This window comes from Porifericola rhodea (assembly GCF_030506305.1).
Lineage (GTDB): Bacteria > Bacteroidota > Bacteroidia > Cytophagales > Cyclobacteriaceae > Catalinimonas > Catalinimonas rhodea.
The window spans coordinates 2,292,503-2,313,983 of the sequence record NZ_CP119421.1 but is presented as its reverse complement, the minus strand read 5'-3'; the positions used below and the strand labels follow the sequence as shown (position 1 = coordinate 2,313,983).

The 21,481-nt window shown below is 40.0% G+C and carries 17 protein-coding genes; 4 read left to right on the top strand and 13 right to left on the bottom strand.

Annotated features, from left to right (window positions below):
• Positions 1-4: 4 nt before the first annotated feature.
• The 3 genes from PZB74_RS09505 to PZB74_RS09495 form a co-directional block, all read right to left on the bottom strand.
• On the bottom strand, positions 5-1,042 hold the full coding sequence (locus PZB74_RS09505) for a phosphotransferase (RefSeq protein WP_302242359.1): 1,038 nt from the start codon (positions 1,040-1,042) through the stop codon (positions 5-7).
• Positions 1,043-1,294: 252 nt separating this feature from the next.
• Positions 1,295-2,209, bottom strand: coding sequence for a DUF3078 domain-containing protein (locus PZB74_RS09500; RefSeq protein WP_302242358.1), 915 nt, complete (start codon positions 2,207-2,209; stop codon positions 1,295-1,297).
• A gap of 58 nt (positions 2,210-2,267) precedes the next feature.
• The gene (locus PZB74_RS09495) at positions 2,268-3,128 is read right to left on the bottom strand and encodes a mechanosensitive ion channel family protein (protein ID WP_302242357.1); all 861 of its coding nucleotides are present in this window, start codon (positions 3,126-3,128) and stop codon (positions 2,268-2,270) included.
• Between the two features lie 414 nt (positions 3,129-3,542).
• On the opposite strand from PZB74_RS09495, the gene PZB74_RS09490 reads away from it, so the two are divergent.
• The gene (locus PZB74_RS09490; protein WP_302242356.1) at positions 3,543-4,691 is read left to right on the top strand and encodes an aldose epimerase family protein; all 1,149 of its coding nucleotides are present in this window, start codon (positions 3,543-3,545) and stop codon (positions 4,689-4,691) included.
• 126 nt (positions 4,692-4,817) lie between these two features.
• Positions 4,818-6,011: an alpha/beta hydrolase family protein gene (locus PZB74_RS09485; protein ID WP_302242355.1), complete on the top strand. Its 1,194-nt coding sequence runs from the start codon at positions 4,818-4,820 to the stop codon at positions 6,009-6,011.
• A 26-nt stretch (positions 6,012-6,037) separates the two neighbouring features.
• Here the strand turns inward: PZB74_RS09485 and PZB74_RS09480 are convergent, their stop codons facing one another.
• A complete protein-coding gene (locus tag PZB74_RS09480) occupies positions 6,038-10,189 on the bottom strand; it encodes a hybrid sensor histidine kinase/response regulator (RefSeq protein WP_302242354.1) in 4,152 nt (1,383 codons plus the stop codon).
• Positions 10,190-10,686: 497 nt separating this feature from the next.
• Between PZB74_RS09480 and PZB74_RS09475 the strand changes: the two genes are divergently transcribed.
• On the top strand, positions 10,687-11,709 hold the full coding sequence (locus PZB74_RS09475) for a LacI family DNA-binding transcriptional regulator (protein WP_302242353.1): 1,023 nt from the start codon (positions 10,687-10,689) through the stop codon (positions 11,707-11,709).
• Between the two features lie 400 nt (positions 11,710-12,109).
• On the opposite strand, the gene PZB74_RS09470 is transcribed toward PZB74_RS09475, so the two are convergent.
• The 4 genes from PZB74_RS09470 to PZB74_RS09455 all read right to left on the bottom strand — a co-directional run bounded on the left by PZB74_RS09470 (position 12,110) and on the right by PZB74_RS09455 (position 14,724).
• Positions 12,110-12,340 carry a hypothetical protein gene (locus PZB74_RS09470; RefSeq protein WP_302242352.1) on the bottom strand — a complete coding sequence of 77 codons (231 nt, stop codon included), beginning with the start codon at positions 12,338-12,340 and terminating at the stop codon, positions 12,110-12,112.
• A 135-nt stretch (positions 12,341-12,475) separates the two neighbouring features.
• Positions 12,476-12,712 (bottom strand): hypothetical protein, encoded by a 237-nt coding sequence (locus PZB74_RS09465; RefSeq protein ID WP_302242351.1) that lies wholly within the window; start codon positions 12,710-12,712, stop codon positions 12,476-12,478.
• Positions 12,713-12,830: 118 nt separating this feature from the next.
• On the bottom strand, positions 12,831-13,370 hold the full coding sequence (locus tag PZB74_RS09460; protein WP_302242350.1) for a hypothetical protein: 540 nt from the start codon (positions 13,368-13,370) through the stop codon (positions 12,831-12,833).
• A gap of 73 nt (positions 13,371-13,443) precedes the next feature.
• A complete protein-coding gene (locus PZB74_RS09455) occupies positions 13,444-14,724 on the bottom strand; it encodes a glycosyltransferase family 2 protein (RefSeq protein ID WP_302242349.1) in 1,281 nt (426 codons plus the stop codon).
• A 71-nt stretch (positions 14,725-14,795) separates the two neighbouring features.
• Here PZB74_RS09455 and PZB74_RS09450 point away from each other — a divergent pair, with 71 nt between their 5' ends.
• Positions 14,796-15,383: a MiaE family protein gene (locus PZB74_RS09450; protein WP_302242348.1), complete on the top strand. Its 588-nt coding sequence runs from the start codon at positions 14,796-14,798 to the stop codon at positions 15,381-15,383.
• Between the two features lie 68 nt (positions 15,384-15,451).
• Here PZB74_RS09450 and PZB74_RS09445 read toward each other — a convergent pair whose 3' ends face one another.
• The 5 genes from PZB74_RS09445 to PZB74_RS09425 form a co-directional block, all read right to left on the bottom strand.
• Positions 15,452-15,748 (bottom strand): hypothetical protein, encoded by a 297-nt coding sequence (locus PZB74_RS09445; RefSeq protein WP_302242347.1) that lies wholly within the window; start codon positions 15,746-15,748, stop codon positions 15,452-15,454.
• Positions 15,749-15,876: 128 nt separating this feature from the next.
• Positions 15,877-16,122 carry a hypothetical protein gene (locus PZB74_RS09440; RefSeq protein WP_302242346.1) on the bottom strand — a complete coding sequence of 82 codons (246 nt, stop codon included), beginning with the start codon at positions 16,120-16,122 and terminating at the stop codon, positions 15,877-15,879.
• Between the two features lie 214 nt (positions 16,123-16,336).
• Positions 16,337-16,777, bottom strand: coding sequence for a hypothetical protein (locus PZB74_RS09435; RefSeq protein WP_302242345.1), 441 nt, complete (start codon positions 16,775-16,777; stop codon positions 16,337-16,339).
• Positions 16,778-16,800: 23 nt separating this feature from the next.
• Positions 16,801-18,255, bottom strand: coding sequence for a SusD/RagB family nutrient-binding outer membrane lipoprotein (locus PZB74_RS09430; protein WP_302242344.1), 1,455 nt, complete (start codon positions 18,253-18,255; stop codon positions 16,801-16,803).
• Positions 18,256-18,267: 12 nt separating this feature from the next.
• Positions 18,268-21,360 (bottom strand): SusC/RagA family TonB-linked outer membrane protein, encoded by a 3,093-nt coding sequence (locus PZB74_RS09425; protein WP_302242343.1) that lies wholly within the window; start codon positions 21,358-21,360, stop codon positions 18,268-18,270.
• Between the last annotated feature and the right edge of the window lie 121 nt (positions 21,361-21,481).

The following is a 21,481-nucleotide window of genomic DNA, read 5'->3' as shown; positions in this document are numbered from 1 at the left end:
TATTTTATAATTCGTATTGACGGATAAAGCTTGCTGCTTCTTGCATAAGCACTTTCTTTTCTTCCAGACTTAAGCTAAGGGGTAGTTGGGCAAGACCTATAAGTCTTCGTAAAATTTCAACACCCGCAAAAGCCCACATCAAATTTACGTCAAAGCCAGGAGCTTGCTGGTAGTAATCTAGTACTGTAGTAATAGCAGCCTCCTCTTGCTGAGACATTTTGAGGTGGGCCAGCATTACTCCGAGGTCAAATTCAGCTTTGCCAAAGTAGGAGAACTCAGGGTCTATCAGTTTAAGCTTTTGTTTAACCTTGAGCCAACTGCCCGGGTAATAGTCTCCGTGGAGCAGTGTATCATGGTTTTGCAGATAAATTTCTCCCAACTTTTCAATTTGTGTTTTCAGCGTTTTGTCTTGCTTGTACTGTTGGGAGAGTTGCTGTAGACCAGGTTGTACTGTATCCAGATCAAATCCATTTTCTATTGAAAAAGGGAAAGAGAAAATATGCTCATGATTGAGTTCTTTCATGGCTTGATTATCAAAGCCCTGCTTTTCTCCTTCTGGCACACTTACCTGATGAAGCACTGATATAAGCCCGCAAAGTGCTGCTATTTCATCTACCGACAAAGCCTGCCCTTTCTGATACAAATAAGTATAGTCAGCACCGTCACCCAGATCTTCCAATGCTAACAAATACTGGTCGGCATCAAAACCAATAACCGCAGGAGTGTATTTGTTAACATTTTTGTAAGGAGCTATGAAATGATAAAAGTGGTACTCTACATGTATCCGCTCTATGGGGGCACTTACCTGAGGGTACTTTTGCACCCAGGGACGCGATTGTTTAAGAATAAGTGATTGCTTGTTGGTAAGGAGGCGAAGAACAAAGTTCATATTGCCATCTCCCGGCTTTTCGGCGGATACAATATTCTCATCTTCTCCTATCCATTTTTTTTCTTTCAGAAAAGTTTCTAGTTCGGAGCTAACTTCATTTTCCAGAAAAATAACATTTGGGTAAATGCGCTTAAAGCTTTGTTTATGGTCCATAAGACTAAAAGTCTGGGTATAATAAAAATGATGACGAATGTAATAAAGATATATTTAAGCAGAAAAGTCTGTCAAAGAGCAGACAGTTTAAGTACGAAAGGTTTTACAGGATAGATTTAAAAATACATAATCTATAAAATTGTTTAAACAGCTCGGAGTGTAAGTTACTAGTAGATTTTGCGCTCTACGAACAAAAAAAGCAGAATGCGATTATCACATTCTGCTAACACTCATTCCAATTGATTATCTCAACTATTCTACCGAAACACCCTTAGCCTGTAGCAGTATTCCTATCCCTAAGAACTGACTTAGCTGTATCTCATCTACCTGGTCGTAATCGTAGATCATGATACCTGACAGGCTTAGATTAATAAAGTTGGTTAATTTTGCATTTAGCGTAGCATCAAGTCTATGATCTATTTGCTCAAAATTCAGGGTCTCGTAGTTGGCAAATAGCATATAGCGCGTTTGCAGGGTAATACTCTCTGTAAGGTCTTTATTCCACTCTGCTACCATTTGTGCCGCGAGCCACTCCGTTCTGATAGACTCTCCTTTGTCTACTCCATAATTAGTACCGTCCTTTGTACTAAGGAACAAATCTGTATCGGCAAGGAAGGTAAAACGGGGCGAAAAAGGACTGAGTCGTAACGAGAACTCATCATTGGGTATATACTCAAAGCCTAGCGAAAAGGTGAGAAAAGCAGGGGCAAAAAAATCTGATATTTTAAGTGCATCTTCTTCACCATTAGCCTGCTCAACGTAACGGTAACCTGGGGCAAACTGCGTAAGAAATGTAGCGGCGAAGTAAGCATCCCAAAATTCAGAAACATCATAGCCCACCTTTGAGTCAAGATAGAGACGGTCCTGGCTTTTTCTAAAATCCTGCCCATTATTTTTAATAATACCGTATAGGAAGTTAGCCTCATTATCCCACGACCATAAGCCTTTTTTGTAATTGGCCTGCGCATTAAAAAGCAGGTTAAAAGCCATTGAGTTTATCCCCCCTCCAAACCAATTGTCTGTAAAGGAGGCTTGATTAAAATTAACACCAAAACCTACTGACTTTCGCCACAAAGTATCGGCAGTAGTAGTTTCCGCACTCTCATCCTGAGCCTGTAGCAAAAATGGCAAGAATAGAAACGCCAGTAATCCTAAGCATTTTTTCATAAACACAAATTTTAAAAAAGGGCAGCGGTTTCGCTGCCCATCAATCACACATTATTATTTATACATTAGGTGCACTGCTGCCAGGGTTATTGTTTCCGTTAGCCTGGAAGATATGAGCATCTACCTGTGGGTAAGGAATATTGATGTCGTTAGCATCAAAAGCTTTCTTGATAGCCTCCAGCTTCTCAAAATATACATCCCAGAAGTCTCCCTGACTTACCAAACCACGTACTTTGAAATTGACAGAGCTATCTGCCATTTCAGAAAGTTTAAGGTATGGCGTATCTCTATCAATGATGCGCTCATCGGTAAAGATCACTTCTTTAATTACTTGTTTTACTTTATCTATGTCATCATCATAACCTACGCCAAATACCCACTCTACTGTACGATTAGGCTCAGTAGAATAGTTAATAATTTTATCGTTATACAATGGGCCATTGGGGATGATGATTGTCTTTTTGTCGTATGACTTAAGCACGGTATGAAATATCTGTATTTCGGTAACACTGGCGATAACGCCTTGTGCCTCAATTACATCTCCTACTCTAAATGGTTTGAGCAGAAGTATTAGTACTCCACCGGCAAAGTTTGCCAGGCTTCCCTGAAGCGCCAAACCTATGGCTAAACCGGCGGCACCCAGTACTGCTACAAAAGAGGTAGTAGCTATACCTACCATACTTGCTACACTGATCACCAGCATAACAATAAATAAGGCCTTAAGCAGGCCTGACAGAAATGGGACTAATGATGGGTCCACATCTCTTTTAGTAAGTGCGTTTTTAATTCCACCTACTAACTTACCTATAATCCAGAGTCCTATAATTAGGGTGAGTACTGCTAGTAGCAGCTTAGGGATATAAAGTAGAGCGAGCTCTTTTAACGAGTCTAAGGATTCCATGAGATTGAAATCTTCCATAAGTGATGTAGTTTGGTTAGTTTAAGAGTCTATAGAAAATGAATATGAAGTCTAACTCAAGCAATTTTGATTATGTTTTTGCTAACAATTCGTGAACTTTGGTTCACGTGCACTGCTTGCCGTTGACTGCTTCAAATCTGACAAAAAAGTAATGAAGTTGCTAAGCTATCTCGGCGAATTATCAGAATTGCTGGATGATTTGGCCTTGCTACTCGTTAAACAGCCACGTCTTGAGTATATACTACTTATAAAATGATAATTTTAACCTAATGGTAGTAGAATACTGTTAGTTTTGACCTACAGTACCATATTCTAGAATCATATCATTATGTTGAACTCCTCAAAAATTGTAGTTTAGAGCAGCATTAGACCTAATAGCTACAAATAAATATAAGCACTACTACAACTCAATCTATGAAACATTTAATCATTTTAATTGGTGTGGGCCTGATAGCCTGTCAGTCGCCCAAACCGCAAGAAGAACACTCTAATATGCAAACTAAAGAACCTACTCAGATTACGAAAGAAAGCTTTGGCACCGGCCCTCAGGGCGAAAAGGTAGATATTTACACTCTTATTAATGAGGAAGGAATGGAAGCCAAAATTACTAACTATGGTGGAATCGTTACTGCCTTAAAAGTAAAAGATGCCGAGGGTAAATTTGATGATGTAGTTCTCGGTTTTGATAAGTTGCAGGCATATATAGACAACAACCCATACTTTGGAGCTCTGATTGGCCGCTATGGTAATCGCATAGCTAAGGGACAGTTTAGCCTGGATGGCACATCTTATGAGCTTGCCACTAATAATATGGGAAACCACCTGCATGGAGGGTTAAAGGGTTTTGATAAAGTAGTATGGAATGCTGTAACGCAAAACACCGAAGAGGGGCAGCAGCTTATACTTAGCTACACCAGTCCGGATGGTGAAGAGGGGTATCCGGGCAAGCTGGAAACTAAAGTAACTTATACCCTGACAAAGGACAACACTCTAAGGATTGCTTATGAGGCTACTACCGACAAAAAAACGATAGTCAACCTTACTAACCACTCCTATTTTAACTTAAGCGGAGACCCTACTCAAAAAGTACTCAACCATGAGGTAATGATCAATGCTGAGCAATATGTGCCAGTAGACGAAACACTTATACCCACCGGAGAGCAAGCCCCTGTAAAGGATACACCTTTTGATTTTTCTGAACCTAAAACCATTGGACAACATATTGGTAGTGAACATGAGCAGGTAGTACGAGGAAAAGGCTATGACCACTGTTGGGTACTTAACAAAGAGGGGATGGGGCTAGCAGCGCGTGTATATGAACCGCAGTCTGGCCGTGTAATGGAAGTTTACACTACAGAGCCCGGCGTACAATTTTATACTGGTAATTTTCTGAATGGGAGCATTAAGGGCAAAAATGGTATTGCTTATGGGCAAAGAACAGCCTTCTGCCTGGAGACTGAGCATTACCCTGACTCACCCAACCAGCCAAATTTTCCATCGGTTGAGTTAGCTCCCGGAGAGACTTATAACAGCACCACAGAATACCGATTCTCTGTACGCTAAGTAAACAGGACATTTAACTTTGGGTGCTACTTAAACTTCATTTAAAAGTATAAAGTAGCACCTTTCTTTTTAAAGGTATCATGCTCGCCAACAGTTCCGGCTAAATTTTTTATGTATATTAAGTACATGAAAAACACGACTTTACTGCTCCTTAGCCTACTTACACCCTTCACTTTTCAGTTATGTGCACAAGAGATGGAACAGCAACTACTTCGTCAGGGTCACTTCTTTACTGAAGATGAAGGGGCTAAAGTGTTACAAACCTACGCAAATACGTATCATGATAAAGCGAGTTGGGAGAAAAGAGCTCAGCTTATCAGAGAGGGTATTTGGAACGGACTTCAGCTTTCTCCTGACTTTGAGAGAACCGAGCTAAAACCTATTATTCGTGAAAGAAGAGAGTACGACGGGTACACCGTAGAAAATGTAGCTTTTGAAAGCCTTCCCGGCTTTTTTGTAACTGGTAATATCTACCGCCCTTTACAAAAAGAAAAATCTTATCCAGCAATTATATCCCCGCACGGTCATTTTCAGGAAGAGGGAGCTAGTGCCCGCACCCGTAAAGATATGCAGGCCCGTTGTGCCAGCCTGGCACGCATGGGAGCCATAGTTTTTGCTTATGACATGATTGGCTACGGAGAGGCCCAGCAAAGCTCTCATAAACATCCACAGGCGCTTGTGCTACAGACTATCAATAGTATCAGAGCGCTAGACTTTTTGTACAGTCTGGTAGAGGTTGATACTAACCATATTGGAGTTACCGGGGCTTCGGGAGGAGGCACACAAACCTTTTTACTAAGTGCTTTGGATGATAGAGTAGATGTTTCGGTACCTACAGTAATGGTATCAGCTCATTTCTTTGGAGGCTGTGTGTGCGAGAGCGGTTTACCTATTCATCAGAGCCATTCTCACGAATCTAATAATGTAGAAATCGCAGCCTTAGCAGCTCCTCGCCCTATGCTTCTTATATCTGATGGCAAGGACTGGACCAGCAATACACCTGAAGTTGAGTTTCCATACATTCAGAATATTTACAGCCTATACAACAAAAGTGATTTGGTGGAATATGTGCATTTAGAAAACGAAGGGCATGATTACGGAATCAACAAAAGGAAGGCTGCTTACCGTTTTTTTGCCAGACATCTTAAGCTAAACCTAAACAAAGTTTTAAATGCTGATGGAGAGATTAGTGAAGACTTTCTCACTATTGAACCTCATCAGAGCATGTTGGTATTTGATAGCAACCTTAACTGGCCCCCGCATGCAGTTAAAGGAGATGAGGCAGTAAGTCAACTTTTAAGCAAATATTTGAAAAAGTGAGGTTAGGCTAGAGGACGTGTAGTTGTTTATGAGTTTTGCTCATTTTTAATTTTGGATGCCCACAATTTTAGCATATTAACGAGTTCATCCAATTTAAAAGGCTTTTGCAAATAGTCATTCATTTGTGCATTAAGACATGCCTCTTTGTCTTCCTGCATGGCATTGGCGGTAAGAGCTATGATAATTGGTTGGTGGTTAAGCCGCTTTCTTATCTCTCGCGTAGCTTCCAGCCCGTCCATTTGTGGCATCTGCACATCCATAAAGATGATGTCATACTCCTGCTGCGCGGCTTTTTCTACAGCTTCTGCCCCATTTTCAACAAGGTCCGGATGATATCCCAATTTCTCTAAAATTCTGATCGCCAGTCGTTGATTGATAAGGTTATCTTCAGCAACTAGAATGTGCAATGGGTACTGTTGTCCTAAACTACCACTTTGCGATTTTGTCTTACGCTCAGGCAATTTTTCAGCCTGAAACACGCTTATGATATGCTCATATAAAGTCTGTTGGCGAATAGGTTTATACACCACCGACGCATAACTTTTGTCGTAACTGAGCTTATCGCCTGCTACATCCATCAGTACAATCGGTACCCGGTCTGCATAGTCTTTAAGAAACTCAATCACTTCCATTTTTACCATACCGGCCATGCCTGCATCCAGCAGCAGCATATCATACTCTTCTTCATTTGAGATGACAGTCATAAGCTGCTCCACTGAACTTACCGTAGCAGGAAGCATTTTCCATTCTTTTAATTGCTCCATTAGTACCTGTCTTGTACTAGTATTGTCATCTGCAATCAATACTCTTTTACCTTGCATACGTTCTCCCTCCCTAGTTTTTAAATTCTCGTTGGCACTCTGGCCTTTCTTTAGTTTAATGTTGAAAATGAAGGCAGATCCTTCTCCTTCCTTACTTTTTACACCAATGTCTCCATCCATCAGGTTGACCAGATTTTTACAGATCACCAGGCCTAATCCAGAGCCTCCGTAGCGACGGGTAGTAGAAGAGTCGGCTTGATAAAATGCCTTAAAAAGCTTTTCTATCTTATCCTGAGGGATACCGATACCACTATCTCTGACTTCAAACTCCAGCTCAAGATGCTCTTCATGAGCATGGAGCAACCTAACATCTACAAAGACTTCCCCCTTATCTGTAAACTTGATTGCATTACCGACCAGGTTTATCAAAATGTGTCGTAGACGTAATGCATCTCCGTTAACCAGAGCAGGTATTTTACTATCTATTTGCAAAATCAAGTCCAAGTCGTTTTCTGCAACTTTAACCGGGAATAACTCCATCACCTCCTCTAGGCAATTTCTCAAATTGAAATCATGAGCATCTAATTCCATTCTGCCTGATTCTATTTTTGAAAGATCCAGTATATCGTTTATGACTGCCAGCAGAGTTTCACTGCTGCTCCTGATCATAGCAGCATACTCCATTTGCTCCTGCGTAAGAGGGGTCTCTTCCAGCAAAGAGGCCATACCCATGACGCCATTCATAGGGGTTCGTATCTCATGGCTCATAGTAGCCAGAAATACACTTTTGGCGCGGTTAGCTTTTTGAGCTTCTACCTTTGCTTTTTCTGCTTCCAGTCTGGCTTTTCGCTCGTTAGTCGTAAGCTTCTCAAGCTGCTTGGTGCGCTTCTTTACCTGCTTTTCTAGTATTAGCTTTTGTTTGTGGATTACGCGCATCCGAATGTGAAAACACGACATAAACCCGCCAACAATTAATATGGAGAGCGCAACCTTAAACCACCAGGTCTGCCAGAAAGGTGGAGCAATACTAATTTTAAGAGAGGCTGACTGCTCAGACCAGTTTCCCTGATTATCTAAACCTTTTACTTTGAATATGTAGGTGCCAGGATCAAGATTGGTATATGTGCTGCTATGTTTGGTGCCTACATAATTCCAGTCCGCATCAAAACCTTGCAGTTGGTAAGCATACTGCTTTTTTACAGGTAGCGTATAGTTGAGTGAAGCATAGTCAATGGTAAAGACCGAATGCTCGTAGCCCAGCTGAATTTCATTTGTTTCTGAGATATGCTTGTAGAGTATAGCATCTTCTTCTTCATTTGCCGCTATCTCTACTTCTTTGTTGAAAACTTTAAATCTGGTAATTACTAGGGGTGGAGTATAAACTTTCTCCTGTATGCTATCTGGGTGAAACTCATTAAAGCCATTAATTCCCCCAAAATACATCATACCTGAGCGGCTTTTGTAGTAGGCTTCTCTAAACTCATCGGCCTGCAAGCCATCTGCTACTGTATAATTTTTAAAAGTGTGCTTTTGAGGGTTGTACCTACAAAGACCTTTTTTCGTACTTATCCATAAATTTGCATGTTCATCTTCAAGTATTCCATAGATAAAATTATGTGGCAGCCCATCTTTCTGGTAAATATTTGTAAACTCCTTCGTATCAGTATTAAAGCAGTTAAGTCCTTCTTCAGTACCTATCCAGAGTAATCCCCGGCTGTCTTCATAGATGCAGCTGGTGTTGTTGTTAGAAATACTATTAGTTTTTTCAAGATGGGTATATCGCGTAAACTTGTGGTTTGTTGTATTCATAAGGTTAAGCCCACCGCCTCTGGTGCCTACCCATAAATTTCCTTTGCTGTCTTCATATACTGCATTTACCGTATTGCTACTAATAGTACTGGTGTCGGCTTTGTTATGCTTAAAGTGGGTGAAAGTATCATACTCACGATTGTACAGGTTTAGCCCCTCACTATAGGTAGCGAGCCAGATGTTGTGTTTAGCGTCTTCGTACACACTCCATACATTATTACTACTGATTGTAGTTGAATCTTCCTCCGAATGCTTGAAGTGCCTGAAAGTATTGGTTAGGGGGTTGTATACACTGACTCCACTACCCCAGGTACCTATCCAAAGTTCACCTTTATGATCCTCCTGTACCTTCAGTACGTGATTTCCAGCAATACTATTGTAATTGCCAGCTTCGTGCTTAAAGTGTCTGAAATTACCAGTCTGTCTGTCAAAAAGGTTTAACCCTCCTCCATCGGTACCTACCCATAAATTTTCTTTACTGTCTTCGTAAATACAAAGTACATTATTGTTGCTTAGGCTGGATGAAGATACATTTCGCTTATAGTGAGTAAACTGTTTGTAATCTACGTTTACGATGTAAAGTCCTTTGCTAAATGTACCTATCCAGATATTGCCTTTGTCATCGCTATGAATATCATAAATAGAGTTATTTTCTACACTAGAGTTAGCTCTACCATCTTCTACATAGTTGATAAATTTTTCCGTTTGAGGGTTTAGAATACTTACCCCTCCATTCTCGGTACCTATCCATAGCAGGCCATCTTCATCCTCTTCCATGCATAAAACCACATCACTAGAGATACTATTTGAAGAGTTGTATGCATAACGGAAATGACGAAAATTTTGAGACTGCTTGTTGTACAAACTTAAACCTCCTCCTTCGGTACCTACCCATACCCTACCTTTACTATCTTCAAAAAGTGCCGAAACCAGATTATGACTCAGCGTATTTTCATCATTTTTATCATGAGTAAAGTGCTGGAAGCTGTCGGTAGAAGGCTTGTAAAGGCTAAGCCCACTATCGTAAGTACCTACCCATAAGTTTTGATCGCTATCGAGCAGAACTTCGGTAACAAAATCGCTACTCAAGCTACTTTTATCAGAAGGGTCATGCGCAAAGTGTCTGAATTGTTCTGTCTTAATATCGAAGAGAAAAAGACCATGCATTCTGGAGGCTACCCATATTTTGTCATCATCTAAACTGATTCTTCTTATCAATTCAACATAGTTTGATGAGCCTGGTACCTTTAGTGGATAATTATGGAATACATCTTTATTTCTATCATATTTTGAAAGACCTCCTCCCCAGGTTGCTATCCATAAATTCCCTTCCTTGTCTTCAGCAAGATCCATTACCATACTATGAGCGATGCTGCTACTATCCTCTTGATCATGTGTATAAATCTTTAGCTCATAGCCATCATACTTGTTGAGTCCATCGCGTGTTCCAAACCACAAAAAACCACGGCTATCCTGAAGGATACAGGTAACATTGCTGGCAATCTCCTGATCAGCTTTTACCTGCTCAAACCTGATGTTTGTATACTGGCTGTACGAGAGATGGGCAAGGCTCAATAAGAAAAACATCAAATAGATGAGTGGTCTCATGCAAGCAGAAAATTATTAGAATCATAAAAATAGTTACAATATATATATACTATATCATATTGTGATTCTGATACTTGCCTGAGTAAGCTTTAGCATTCTTTAGCGAAGGACTGGTAGAAATAGAAGAAAAAAGAAGTGTAGATAAATAGCATTTACCTACATAGTGAAAGGGAAGCCAACTAGCTTTACCATATAAACCGCTGTACAAAGTAGTACATTATACTCAAAACGCTTCTCTTTTTGAGTATACTTTAAACTTTACCGAGATACAAATCATTAACAAGCATATTTGCTCTTGATACAGATTAAGGATTTGCAATAAGTATGAATACTCCTGATAAAAGAGTTTACTCCTCAAATTTGTATACCTCTACTTTATACTCTTACTATTACTCTTCCAAGGCAGACGATATAAGCCACTATGCATAGCTATTAGCTACGATAGAAGGTATTGTTAAAAATTATTCCTTATTTTAGACTGCTTTTCCTAATCTACCATGGCAAAAAACACAAAAACAACCATTCATGATATTGCCAAGATGCTCAACATTACTGCTTCTACAGTATCCAGAGCTCTTAACAACAAGCCCAGAATTAGCGACAATACTCGTAAAGCCGTATTGGAGGCAGCTAAGCAGTTAAATTATCATCCTAATAACATAGCTGCCGCTCTCCGTAATGGTAAAAGTAACCTGATAGGAGTAATGGTCCCCACTGCCGACCGTAGCTTTTTTGCTTCTGTAGTACGAGGCATAGAGGAGGTGACTAACAAATTAAACTATAAAGTAATTATCTGTCAGTCTTATGATAATTATGAAAAGGAAGTGCAAAATATCAATGTGCTGGTGAGTGCCAGGGTGGATGGTATTATTGCTTCTATCGGTAAAAACACAGAAGATTTTAGTCACTTCAGACGCGTAAAAGAACGAGACATTCCACTTATACTTTTTGACCGGGTAACCGACGCTGTAGATGTAAGCCAAGTTATGATAGACGATTACTTAGGAGCTTATAAAGTAGTGGAGCACCTGGTAGAGCAAGGTTGCAGACGTATTGCACATTTTACCAGTCCTAAAAAAGTAAGTATATATATAGAAAGGTTAAGAGGATATAAAGCGGCTCTGGCGGATTATGGTCTACCCTATGACGAAAACTTGGTTATCACCGGAGACCTTCAGCTAGAAGATGGAAGAAAAGGGATGGAACAATTGCTTGAACTGAAAGATAAACCAGATGCTGTTTTTTCTGCCAGTGACTATGGAGCGATGGGGGCTATGCAAATTCTTAAGGAAAGAAATATCAAAATACCTCATGAAGTAGCTTTAGCTGGTTTCAGTAACGAACCCTTTACTTCATTTACAGACCCTACACTCACTACTGTAGACCAGCTAAGCATTACCATGGGTACTATTACTGCTGAGCTCTTTTTTGACCAACTGGATGACAACAAGAAAGTTGTTAGCCAAAAGACTGTACTTACTCCCAAAGTCATTGTTAGAGACTCTTCTTTAAAGAAGTGAACATAAAGAATATAGCAAATCCAATACAGGGGAGAGCCGAAGTTTAGCCTGCTGGCTTTATGTATTTGAAATAATTTACTTAATTTGACCGCAGAAAATCTGTAAAACTAAGAAACTAAACTAATAAGCATGGATAACACCACATTACTCCTGATCTTCGGAGGCATATTGGTATTAGCAATTATTGCTGTTTGGCTTGCCAACAAAAAATAGTTAATGTATCAATACTGTCAGTCATCAAACTAACCAACTTCCAAAATTAAACCCTGCCATTCTATTAATTTATAAGTGCTTCATCTGTGTTTATCAGTTAATTGCTTTACAGAAAAGCCAGTTATAGATTGGTAGCAGAAAATCTTGCTAGAGGCCGTTTCAAGTAAATTTTGAGCGGCCTCAGTTTTTATACCTTGATCTCTTCCAGATAATAATCCAGCTTGCTAGTACCTTTAAGTACATTAATATCAACTGTACCCAGGCTGGTATCATAGAGTAGTTCTACAAAAAACCTATCCAGTGAATATAGTTTAAGAATATAATGACGTGTTTTTTGCACGGTAAGAAATACACCTCTGTGTTGTAAAAAGTTTACCTGCTCGTAGCGTGACAATGTCTTAAATTCTGCGATACCCATAATTCTAAGCTTTTGTAGCTTAAGACCTGCAATTTGTACGCTAGAATTTCCATTATGTAAGGTGGGAGAAGAAATTGAATAGGTAGTAACCTATAGAGTATCAATAGTATACGTACTTTATGTGCTAAAAATGGCTTAACGTATAGTGATTTTAAACGAAAACTTATCGCTAATTGCTGACTTTTTTAGGTTGGTTATATAGTCTATATTAAGGAGCCCTTCAGCATAACGCCTCATAAACTCATCTCTCAGCAGACCACCTTTTTGTTTTTCTGTAAATGTAAAAGTCGCAGAATGGTGCTCTACTTTAGAATCAAAGTCTTTTCCTTTTTCCAGACCTAAGTCTTCTGCCAGGTAAAAAAGTTCTTCCATATACATGTAAATGTAATCTTTAAACGGAGGAAGGTATTTGTAAGTTTTAAGTGTGATCGGGATAATAAGATTTCCCTAGAGAAAATTAAACTTCTGAATGATATTCCAACTAGCGGTTTTATGCAATTTCAACAGTACGCATAGGACTAAGCTCATTACTGTTGTTAAGCATCAGAGGACTGGCATTAATACCAAAACCATTAATTACCAAGGCTGCGGCCATGGCAATATGTAGGTACTCATCACAATTTACGCGTATGTAGGTATTTTTGTCTTTGACAAAAGGCATATTGCTGCCTAAGGACATAATGGCTTGCTGCCTACCTTCTTTAGATAATACACATTTAATACCTCCCAGCCTGTTTACCATAATAGTTTCGTTATCACAACGACACTCCCATTGCCAGTAAGAAATTTTACGAACTTTATAAGTTCTCCCAGGAGTACTTACCTGGCAAACAGAGCGCTTGAGCAACGAACGCTCTATTTTAACTACGGAACTGTGTATGTCTGCCTGCTCTATTTGGGTATAACTGTATAAAGGGCTGTAAGAGCGTTTTACATTGAACGTATCTTGCCCGTCAACCTGAATTTTTTGCTTTACCCAGGGAAAAAAGTGGCGAGGCTTAATGACTACGTTAATGCTACGAACGGACATACCCACAATTTTTTAAAAGTACTTTCTTGGCAGAAAGTTAATCAATGTTTTTAGCAACAGAATTAAGTCTTCATTAAATTATTGCTTTTCTTTTTTTGTCTAAACTCCGGTAAGCGAATAGAAGATCCTTAACTTCCGAAGTACAGTTTAGGCCTAACTTATTGAGCATCTGATTACTGGCGATGGTCAATGGTTGCTGTTCATAGTAAACATCTCTACAGTAATGTACAAATTTTAATGCTTTAAAGCCGTCAAACCACGAAAAAAAACGCTTATTAAAGGTACGATAATGGGTAGAATTTGTCTTTATCTCTTCCATTTTGGCCAAAAAACCCTGAGCTAATAAAAATTCATAGACCGATACAGGTAGCTTAAGCTTTTCTAATTCTCTCTGGCTAAGCGTTTTTTCATATAACACAGGAACGACGCTCAAAAATCCTTTTAAATCGTCAAAGGTTTGAACATGATAAGATTGCATCCTATTTTCTCTGTTTTTTAACCATTCCTGCTGGGCTTTTCCTGTTCCAAAAGGAACCCTGTCTGAGGTACGATACGATGGATAAACCGTAGTCTCTGCTATATTGTAAAACCCTCCCAGAGGTACAATTTTATGAAGAAAATAAAAGTCTTCACCGGCCTTTCGTCTATTCATTCCTCCGCTTAAGGCATACGTATCTGCCCTCACTCCCATACTTGAGCCAATCGTATGCATAGCAAAAGGGAATCCGCTGTATGCTAACCCATTGACGTAGTATCTTAAAAAAAGCTCATAATATAGTATGCCCTCTCCCAATTCAGCAGTATTATCATCATCAACCATATGCTCAAAATATATGCTACAAGACTGAGGCTGTCGCTCAAGTTGCACTGTCTCCAGAGTTTTGAGATAAGCAGGATTTACAGTACAATCAGCATCCAGGCAGGCAATCATTCCCGGATAATTTATTTTGGCAAAACGTCTTAGGGCTTCATCCATCCCAATTTTTCGGGCAAGGCCTACCCCTGCGTGTTTTCTAGGTAATTTATTTGCCTCCAACACATACAGTTTGAGCCAATCATGTTTATTGCTTCTTTTCCATTCTTCAGCTTCTGTATAAGACTTCCTATTTTGCGCCAGCACATCGGAGGTATCTTGCTCGCCACTATTAATCACCACAATAACTTCTACAGGGTGAGATGGAGGTTCGCATGCAGATAACGAATTTAGAGTAGTGGTTAGATAAGGTTCGTTATAACAAGGAATTACTATAACAACTTTGAGGTTTTCAGCAGGAGGAGTATTAATGTATTGACTGCTAAAGCCAAAGCGCTTAAAATATTGAGTAGCTATAGAGGATAGTGTTTTTGCATGCATAATGCGCCAAAATTAATATTTTCGCAGTGAGCCTGTTCATGGCCGTTTTGATTTTTAATAAAGAAACAAATATGCAATACAAAATAGAACTTACAGAAAACTCCAGCCAGGAATGGTTAGATACAGTAATGAGTGATTTTGATAGCTTTTTGCAAGATCATGCTGACTGCGAAAGAAAAGCTTCTGCTATGGCAATGAGCTTTGTAGCCAAGTATCCTGAACGTCATGAAATTATTCCAGAACTGATTGCTACCGGTATAGAAGAGCTTGAGCATTTTCAGCAGGTTTATGAGTTTATGCAGGAAAGAAGTGTGAGTCTGGCAAAGGAAATGGCTCCCGACCCATACATTAAAGATTTAATGGCTCTTAGCCACGGGGGTACACCACTTACCCGCTTTCGTGACAGGCTACTACTTGCATCTATTATAGAAAGTAGAGGTTGTGAAAGGTTTAAAATGGTAAGTGAAGCTCAGGGAGAAGAAAGTATAAAAAGATTTTATAAACTACTATGGGCTTCAGAAGCTAAACATAGCCATATTTTCGTACATATGGCTCTGCGTTATTTTGACAAAGCAGAAGTAGATCAGCGTATTGAAGAGCTTGTAAATGCAGAAGCGGAAATCGTTAGAAATTTACCATTAAGAGCAGCCCTGCACTAGCATTTTCACATAAAAAAAGCAGCTATCAGCTGCTTTCAATGTATTTCACAAAACGTATTATGACCTTTCTAGTTCACAAATAGCTGTGCTCTTAGTACCAGATTTTTAAAGAGTGAATCTTCTACTTCAACAGTAAAGTGCTGAGCAGCATCCAACTTATGCTCAGGCATATAGTAATATGATTCGTACATTTCTCCTCCTCTGATAGTTGTTATCATTACCGGCTGTAGCTCGGCATTTAAGGCTGAGCCTGGATTAGTAAAGTTTCGCTGCTTCAAAAGTCGTTGATGCTCCAAAGTTTCAACAAAGAAAATTGCGAGACTGATTACTAACAAAGTTGCAAAAACAGCAAAAGTTATAAGCATATTTTTATGACATTAATATATCCAATATACCCATAATCCGACAAAGTGTTCGGTCTAATCCTTTAAAATATTACACAGGTATTAAATTCATTATAACATGACTATTTACTCAATGATTTCTTATATTTTCATTGAGTAATTTTCTTCACTTTCTGCAAATCGGTAGCCGCATCAACCATCAGATGCCAACTTACCAGTCTGCCAGTTGCTATAGATTTATAGGTGAGTCCTTTTTCTCCCATTATAATTTCACACTGCCCCAAATCATAACGCATGGATTCTACTATATCACCCTCCTGCAATGGCTGATTGTTCAGATCGGCAAGGACTGGCTGGTGCGTACTTTTTTTCTTTTTCTTAAAAAATCCAAACATGATAAGTGCAACGTAAATAATAAGCTGAGTGCAAAAATGTAAAAATCAATATACCAAATAAGCATGGCTTTATTACTACTCTCAAGCTACCAGAAGGCTAAAAAGGGCATAGAATCTACTAAAAATTACATGTAGTAGATTGATCAGACATGGTATTATACAAAAAAGCCTCCTGTAAAATTTTACAGGAGGCACAATATACATACACTAAAGGCTATGGTATAGCTTCAAACTCCTGAGAGCTCTCTTTAGTTAAGCCATTTGTGTTTATAGCTTCCGCAGAGAGTACAATGTCAACAGTATCTGCCACCATCGGTACTGTGTAACTTAGTGCGAGTGTATCCAAAGCTTTTCTTTCAGAAAAAGCTGGTACATAGGCTGACTCAGAAACCTTTCTCTTTTCGCTATCGCCAATGGTCTCATAAAGTACTATTTTATCTAATTCGCCTTCTGAGAAAAACTCCAGCACTACTTCTACGACATCTCCAGAACTATAAGTTCCAGATTCAAACTCATTCATATAAATAACGGGAAACTTCTCTCCTGTACTGGTAATATTATCTTCCAGCCAGGGGTCTTCTTCGTAGCAGGAAGACAGGAAAAGCGTAGCCAGAAATAACACCAGCGTGAAATATTGAAATGATATTTTCTTCATTGATCTACTGTTTTTTGTAATAATTACTGATCTCTCCACATTTTCTCTGCCAGGCCTTTCTGGTTAGCTTCTACCACTGCAGTGTTTCTGCTGATCTCATCAAAAGGATAAGAAGCTCTTTGAATAAACTCATTATTGAGCTGTGGATTATGATTTTCCGGTAACTCCAAGCCTTTGTAAAGCTCATTACTATAGTCGTATCTGCGCAGATCTACCCAAGCTTCAGGATTTAAGAAGAGAGCAATCCATTTCTCCTTCAGGATAAGTGAAAGCGTTAAATTAGCAGCCCCTACCCCTACGTTAGGGTTTGTCAGGTATGCCTGCTTCTCCTCCTCACTTACACCAAGCTTATCCATATGGGCGGTAATTCCTTGCAGGTAAGCATCGTAAGCTTCCTGGCTTGTACCTACGGAAGTTGCGCTTCCACCATTTGCCAGAAACCTTGCCTCAGCCTCAATAAATTTGCTTTCGGCATAGGTAACCATCATTAGTGGGTTAGTTTCTGTAGCATACCAGGTATTGGTAGTTAAATCTACAGTACTTCCCACTCCTGAGCCATTCTCCATACCATCATACTCTTCGTTTTCTCCTTTATCGGCCATCAGTGGCAGGCGAGGGTCAAACACATTATAAAGTTCGCCATTCATAGAGCTAATCAGCTGATCAGAATGAGTAATAAAAAAGTTACCAGTATTTATAGCTAGACCAATTCTGGCATGCCAGGGGTTGAGGTTACGCTCATCATAGATGAGTTCAAAATCATCATCATTGGCATTGTAAGCTAGCTGCTCGAGAGCACTAATTGCATTGTTAGCGGCCGCTGACGCGCCTTTGTTTGTTAAGTGAATGGCATAGCGTGCTTTTAAAACATTAGCTGTTTTAATCCACTGTTCCAGATTACCTCCATAAACCAGATCATCCACTCCGGGTGTAGAAGCGGACTCCTCTGCGCTCAGGTCATCTATAGCTTCATCTAATAGGTTAGGAATAATATCCTCATAAATTAGCTGTTGCTGGTCGTAGTCTGGAGTAAGCTCCTCTGCCCCCTGAAATGCTTCGGTATAGGGTACATTTTCCCAATAGTCGGTGGCTACACCAAGGTTGAGAGCCTGAATTACTTTGGCAATTCCGGCATAGTGAGGAGCTTCCTGCTCAACGGCCAGTCGCTCCATTTCCTTAGCATTAGTCATGGCGCGTAGGTATAAAGCACTCCACCCGGTAGATACACGAAACTCTTCATGTATATCAGCGCCGGAAGAAAAGTAACTTGCCATCTGCTGAGCTACCTGAGAACCTTCATACGCAAGATTGTAATGGCTCTCGCTGGTTGCTTCAATGGCGGTAGGCAATAGTGCCGACAATGATACTTCACTTACCTTATTAGGGTCTACATTGGTATCGCCTCCCAGGTAGTCTTCACAAGAGAAGAGCATAACCGTCAGGCAGACCATACTCAGATATATAGTTATTTTATTCATTATCAGATCAGTTTAAAAATTTAAGTTCACAGTAAAAGTATAACTTCTGGTCTGTGGCACTCCCAGTCCTGTAAATCCATAGCTATTGCTACCTGAACCAAACTGGCTACCTTCAGGATCATAACCTCTAAAAGGAGTAGATAATAGAAGGTTGTTACCAGTAAGCGTAAAGTTTACCTTGTTAAAAGGAGAGTTCTCTAAGAGAGCAGTAGGCAGCGCGTAAGACAGGCTTGCATTACGCAGTCTGAACCAGGAAGCATCCTGCAAAACTACTTCAGCGGCGCTATTGTATCTACCAAAGCTACGGTATAGCGACTCGCCATCAATTTCTACCGGAATGTCATTCTCTACATACTGAGGGTTTTCGGCAGTACCTTCATTACGAACACCATTAAACACTACCTGCTCATAACGCAAAGAGGTCTCTTCCAGCACACCATTACGTATAGAGTTTCTGAGTCCTACATCAAATACGTCTCCTCCTTGTCTCCACTCTAATAGAAACGACAAGCTCAAACCTTTATAAGTAATGGTATTGGTTAAGCCACTGGTAAAATCAGGCAGGGCATTTCCTACTTTCACATATTCTGTAGTATTAACCGTAGGGAAACCACTTTCGTCTATAATAAGACGGCCATCATCTGTACGCTCAAAATCAAATCCGTAAAGGTCACCTGCCGAACCACCTTCAACTAACTTATTCTGGATATAATAGGCATCAGTAAAAATAATCTCATCTACATCATCAGGCATAGAGATTACTTCATTGTTAATTGAAGTAAAGTTGAGAGACGACTCCCATGTAATATTACTATTACGTACAGGGGTAGCAGTAATCAACAGCTCTATACCTTTATTACGAAGCTCTCCCGCATTGGTCACAAACGTAGAATAACCTGTAGCATTTGACACTGGTACCGGTATAATTTGATCTATACTAGTCTGGTCAAAGTAAGCAGCATCAATAGCCAGGCGGTTGTTAAAGAATCGTAAATCTGCCCCAATCTCAAAAGACTTGGTACGTTCAGGTCTTAGGCTAGGTGAGCCTACCTGATCGTCCAGACGAAAACCATTAACACCTGAGAAAGGGAAGCCAGGCGTAACCTCATAGTATGAGCCTACCTGATAAGCGCTGGCATCTTTACCAACTTCAGCATAAGATAGTCTCAACTTACCGTAGTTGAATACGGGATTGTCTCCCAGACCCAATGTTTCGGTAAACACATAACCTAAGTTAACAGAAGGATAGAAGAATGAATTGTTGCCTTCTGGTAGTGTTGACGACCAGTCATTTCTTCCGGTAATTGTCAGGAAGTAAGTACCATCGTATTCTAATTCTACATTGGCAAACACCCCTACTATTCTTCTGAGAGACTCATCTTTGGTACTAAAAAGGTTGGTGGCGTTACTTAAATCGTTAAAGTTGCTCAGGGCAAAACCTTCGCCACGTGTGTTTAGACTGCTATAGCTAATATCGGTAACGTTGTTTCCTAATAATACCTGCCCTCTAAAACGCTCTGTAAAATCTTTTTGAGCAGAAACAATTAGGTTAGAGTTTATTTCGCGATAGTTAATTTTTTCTTCTACGATAAATCCTTTCACCTGCGATCCTACATCTGTATTAGGCGGGCCAACACGATCGCGGGAATCGCTATAAACATCGCTACCAATTTTATAATCCAGATTCAACCAGTCCGTAAATTTGTAGTTGAAGCCTACATTACCAATGATACGGTTTACGTCGTCATTTAAGCTGGAGAAACGGGCAATGTATACGGGATTGTCTATAATTCCGTCAGAAAAATCTCTTTGAGAACCATCTGGGTTAATGTAGTCATTAACATCAAAAGTAGGAGAGTAGTACGTAAGAGAGCTGAAGATAGACTTATCACCGCTACTGGCTCTTGCACCTCCGGAATTGATATAGTTTACTGTTCCGTTTACGTTGAGTCTCTCTCCTACTTTAGTAGTACCAGATAGTTTGAATGTGGTACGATCCCAGTCAGAGAAGGGTACTATACCTTTTTGATCCAGGCGAGATGCAGACACAAAGAAGGTAGATGTTTCGCTACCGCCAGATACACTTACTGAGTTATCTACGCGTGAACCCGTCTGGAAGAAGGTCTCAAAGTTGTTAATAACTGGCGTTCCATCTACTACAGGAGGGCCAAAGCTCTGAAACCTGAGCGGGTCGCCATTAGCATAAAAACGCAACCTTCCGTAGCGACCTTCACGATACTGACTTTGTATTTCAGGAGCTTTGTTCAGGTAATCAAAACCTACAGAAGAGGTTACGTTTACTGTAGTAGCACCTGCCTTACCTTTTTTAGTAGTTATAATTACTGCTCCGTTGGCAGCTCTAAGTCCATATAGTGCCGTTGCCGCAGGCCCTTTAAGAATAGACATGCTCTCGATGTCGTCGGGGTTTAAATCTACCGCACGATTAGAAAATGAATACTGCTCAGAAGAACCCGGAGAATTAGACCCTGCACTCGGCAAAGTACTACCTGCCTGCGTCTGGTTACTGATAGGAATACCATCTACCACAAAAAGAGGTTGATTGTCTGCATTGGGGCTAAGCGAGGTAATACCGCGAATTATAATATTGGACCCCGCGCCAGGCTGACCACCAGCGCTTTGTATTTGCACACCGGCTACTCGTCCCTGTAGCGCATTAACTACGTTAGGTTGCTTAGCACGAGTAATTTCTTCTCCCGACACCTCCTGCACAGAATAGCCCAAAGCTTTTTTATCTCTTTCTATACCAAAAGAAGTTACTACCACTTCTGATAGTTGTTCCAGACTGGGAGAAAGGGCTACGTTTACAGTAGATCTGCCGTTTACGACTACCTCTTCTGCCTGGTAACCAATAAATGAAAATACAAGAATTGCATCATCTGAAGGCACAGAAATGCGATAGTTACCATCCAGATCGGTTACTGTACCGGTAGTAGACCCCTGTACCAAAATGTTCACACCCGGCAAAGTCTCTCCTGTTTCCAGAGAAGTCACTTTACCATTCACCGTACGCGATTGAGCCATACCTACAGTGCTTACAAAGCTTAGGCAGGTCAATAGAGTACACAAGTAGAGGATTTTCTTCATAAGATATGGTTTAAAAACATGGTAAAAAAAATGATATATGCGTTATATCGTAAAAGCGGCAACGAATTAAGAATTATTTTCCGGGAATGCAAAATTTCATATTTGTGTACACTCCCCGTAG

Coding starts and splice junctions, on each gene's coding strand:
- PZB74_RS09475 (WP_302242353.1), top strand. CDS start 10,687: ATGGCAAAAAACACAAAAACAACCATTCATGATATTGCCAAGATGCTC.
- PZB74_RS09505 (WP_302242359.1), bottom strand. CDS start 1,042: ATGGACCATAAACAAAGCTTTAAGCGCATTTACCCAAATGTTATTTTT.
- PZB74_RS09480 (WP_302242354.1), bottom strand. CDS start 10,189: ATGAGACCACTCATCTATTTGATGTTTTTCTTATTGAGCCTTGCCCAT.
- PZB74_RS09500 (WP_302242358.1), bottom strand. CDS start 2,209: ATGAAAAAATGCTTAGGATTACTGGCGTTTCTATTCTTGCCATTTTTG.
- PZB74_RS09490 (WP_302242356.1), top strand. CDS start 3,543: ATGAAACATTTAATCATTTTAATTGGTGTGGGCCTGATAGCCTGTCAG.
- PZB74_RS09435 (WP_302242345.1), bottom strand. CDS start 16,777: ATGAAGAAAATATCATTTCAATATTTCACGCTGGTGTTATTTCTGGCT.
- PZB74_RS09495 (WP_302242357.1), bottom strand. CDS start 3,128: ATGGAAGATTTCAATCTCATGGAATCCTTAGACTCGTTAAAAGAGCTC.
- PZB74_RS09430 (WP_302242344.1), bottom strand. CDS start 18,255: ATGAATAAAATAACTATATATCTGAGTATGGTCTGCCTGACGGTTATG.
- PZB74_RS09470 (WP_302242352.1), bottom strand. CDS start 12,340: ATGGGTATCGCAGAATTTAAGACATTGTCACGCTACGAGCAGGTAAAC.
- PZB74_RS09450 (WP_302242348.1), top strand. CDS start 14,796: ATGCAATACAAAATAGAACTTACAGAAAACTCCAGCCAGGAATGGTTA.
- PZB74_RS09455 (WP_302242349.1), bottom strand. CDS start 14,724: ATGCATGCAAAAACACTATCCTCTATAGCTACTCAATATTTTAAGCGC.
- PZB74_RS09465 (WP_302242351.1), bottom strand. CDS start 12,712: ATGGAAGAACTTTTTTACCTGGCAGAAGACTTAGGTCTGGAAAAAGGA.
- PZB74_RS09445 (WP_302242347.1), bottom strand. CDS start 15,748: ATGCTTATAACTTTTGCTGTTTTTGCAACTTTGTTAGTAATCAGTCTC.
- PZB74_RS09440 (WP_302242346.1), bottom strand. CDS start 16,122: ATGTTTGGATTTTTTAAGAAAAAGAAAAAAAGTACGCACCAGCCAGTC.
- PZB74_RS09460 (WP_302242350.1), bottom strand. CDS start 13,370: ATGTCCGTTCGTAGCATTAACGTAGTCATTAAGCCTCGCCACTTTTTT.
- PZB74_RS09485 (WP_302242355.1), top strand. CDS start 4,818: ATGAAAAACACGACTTTACTGCTCCTTAGCCTACTTACACCCTTCACT.
- PZB74_RS09425 (WP_302242343.1), bottom strand. CDS start 21,360: ATGAAGAAAATCCTCTACTTGTGTACTCTATTGACCTGCCTAAGCTTT.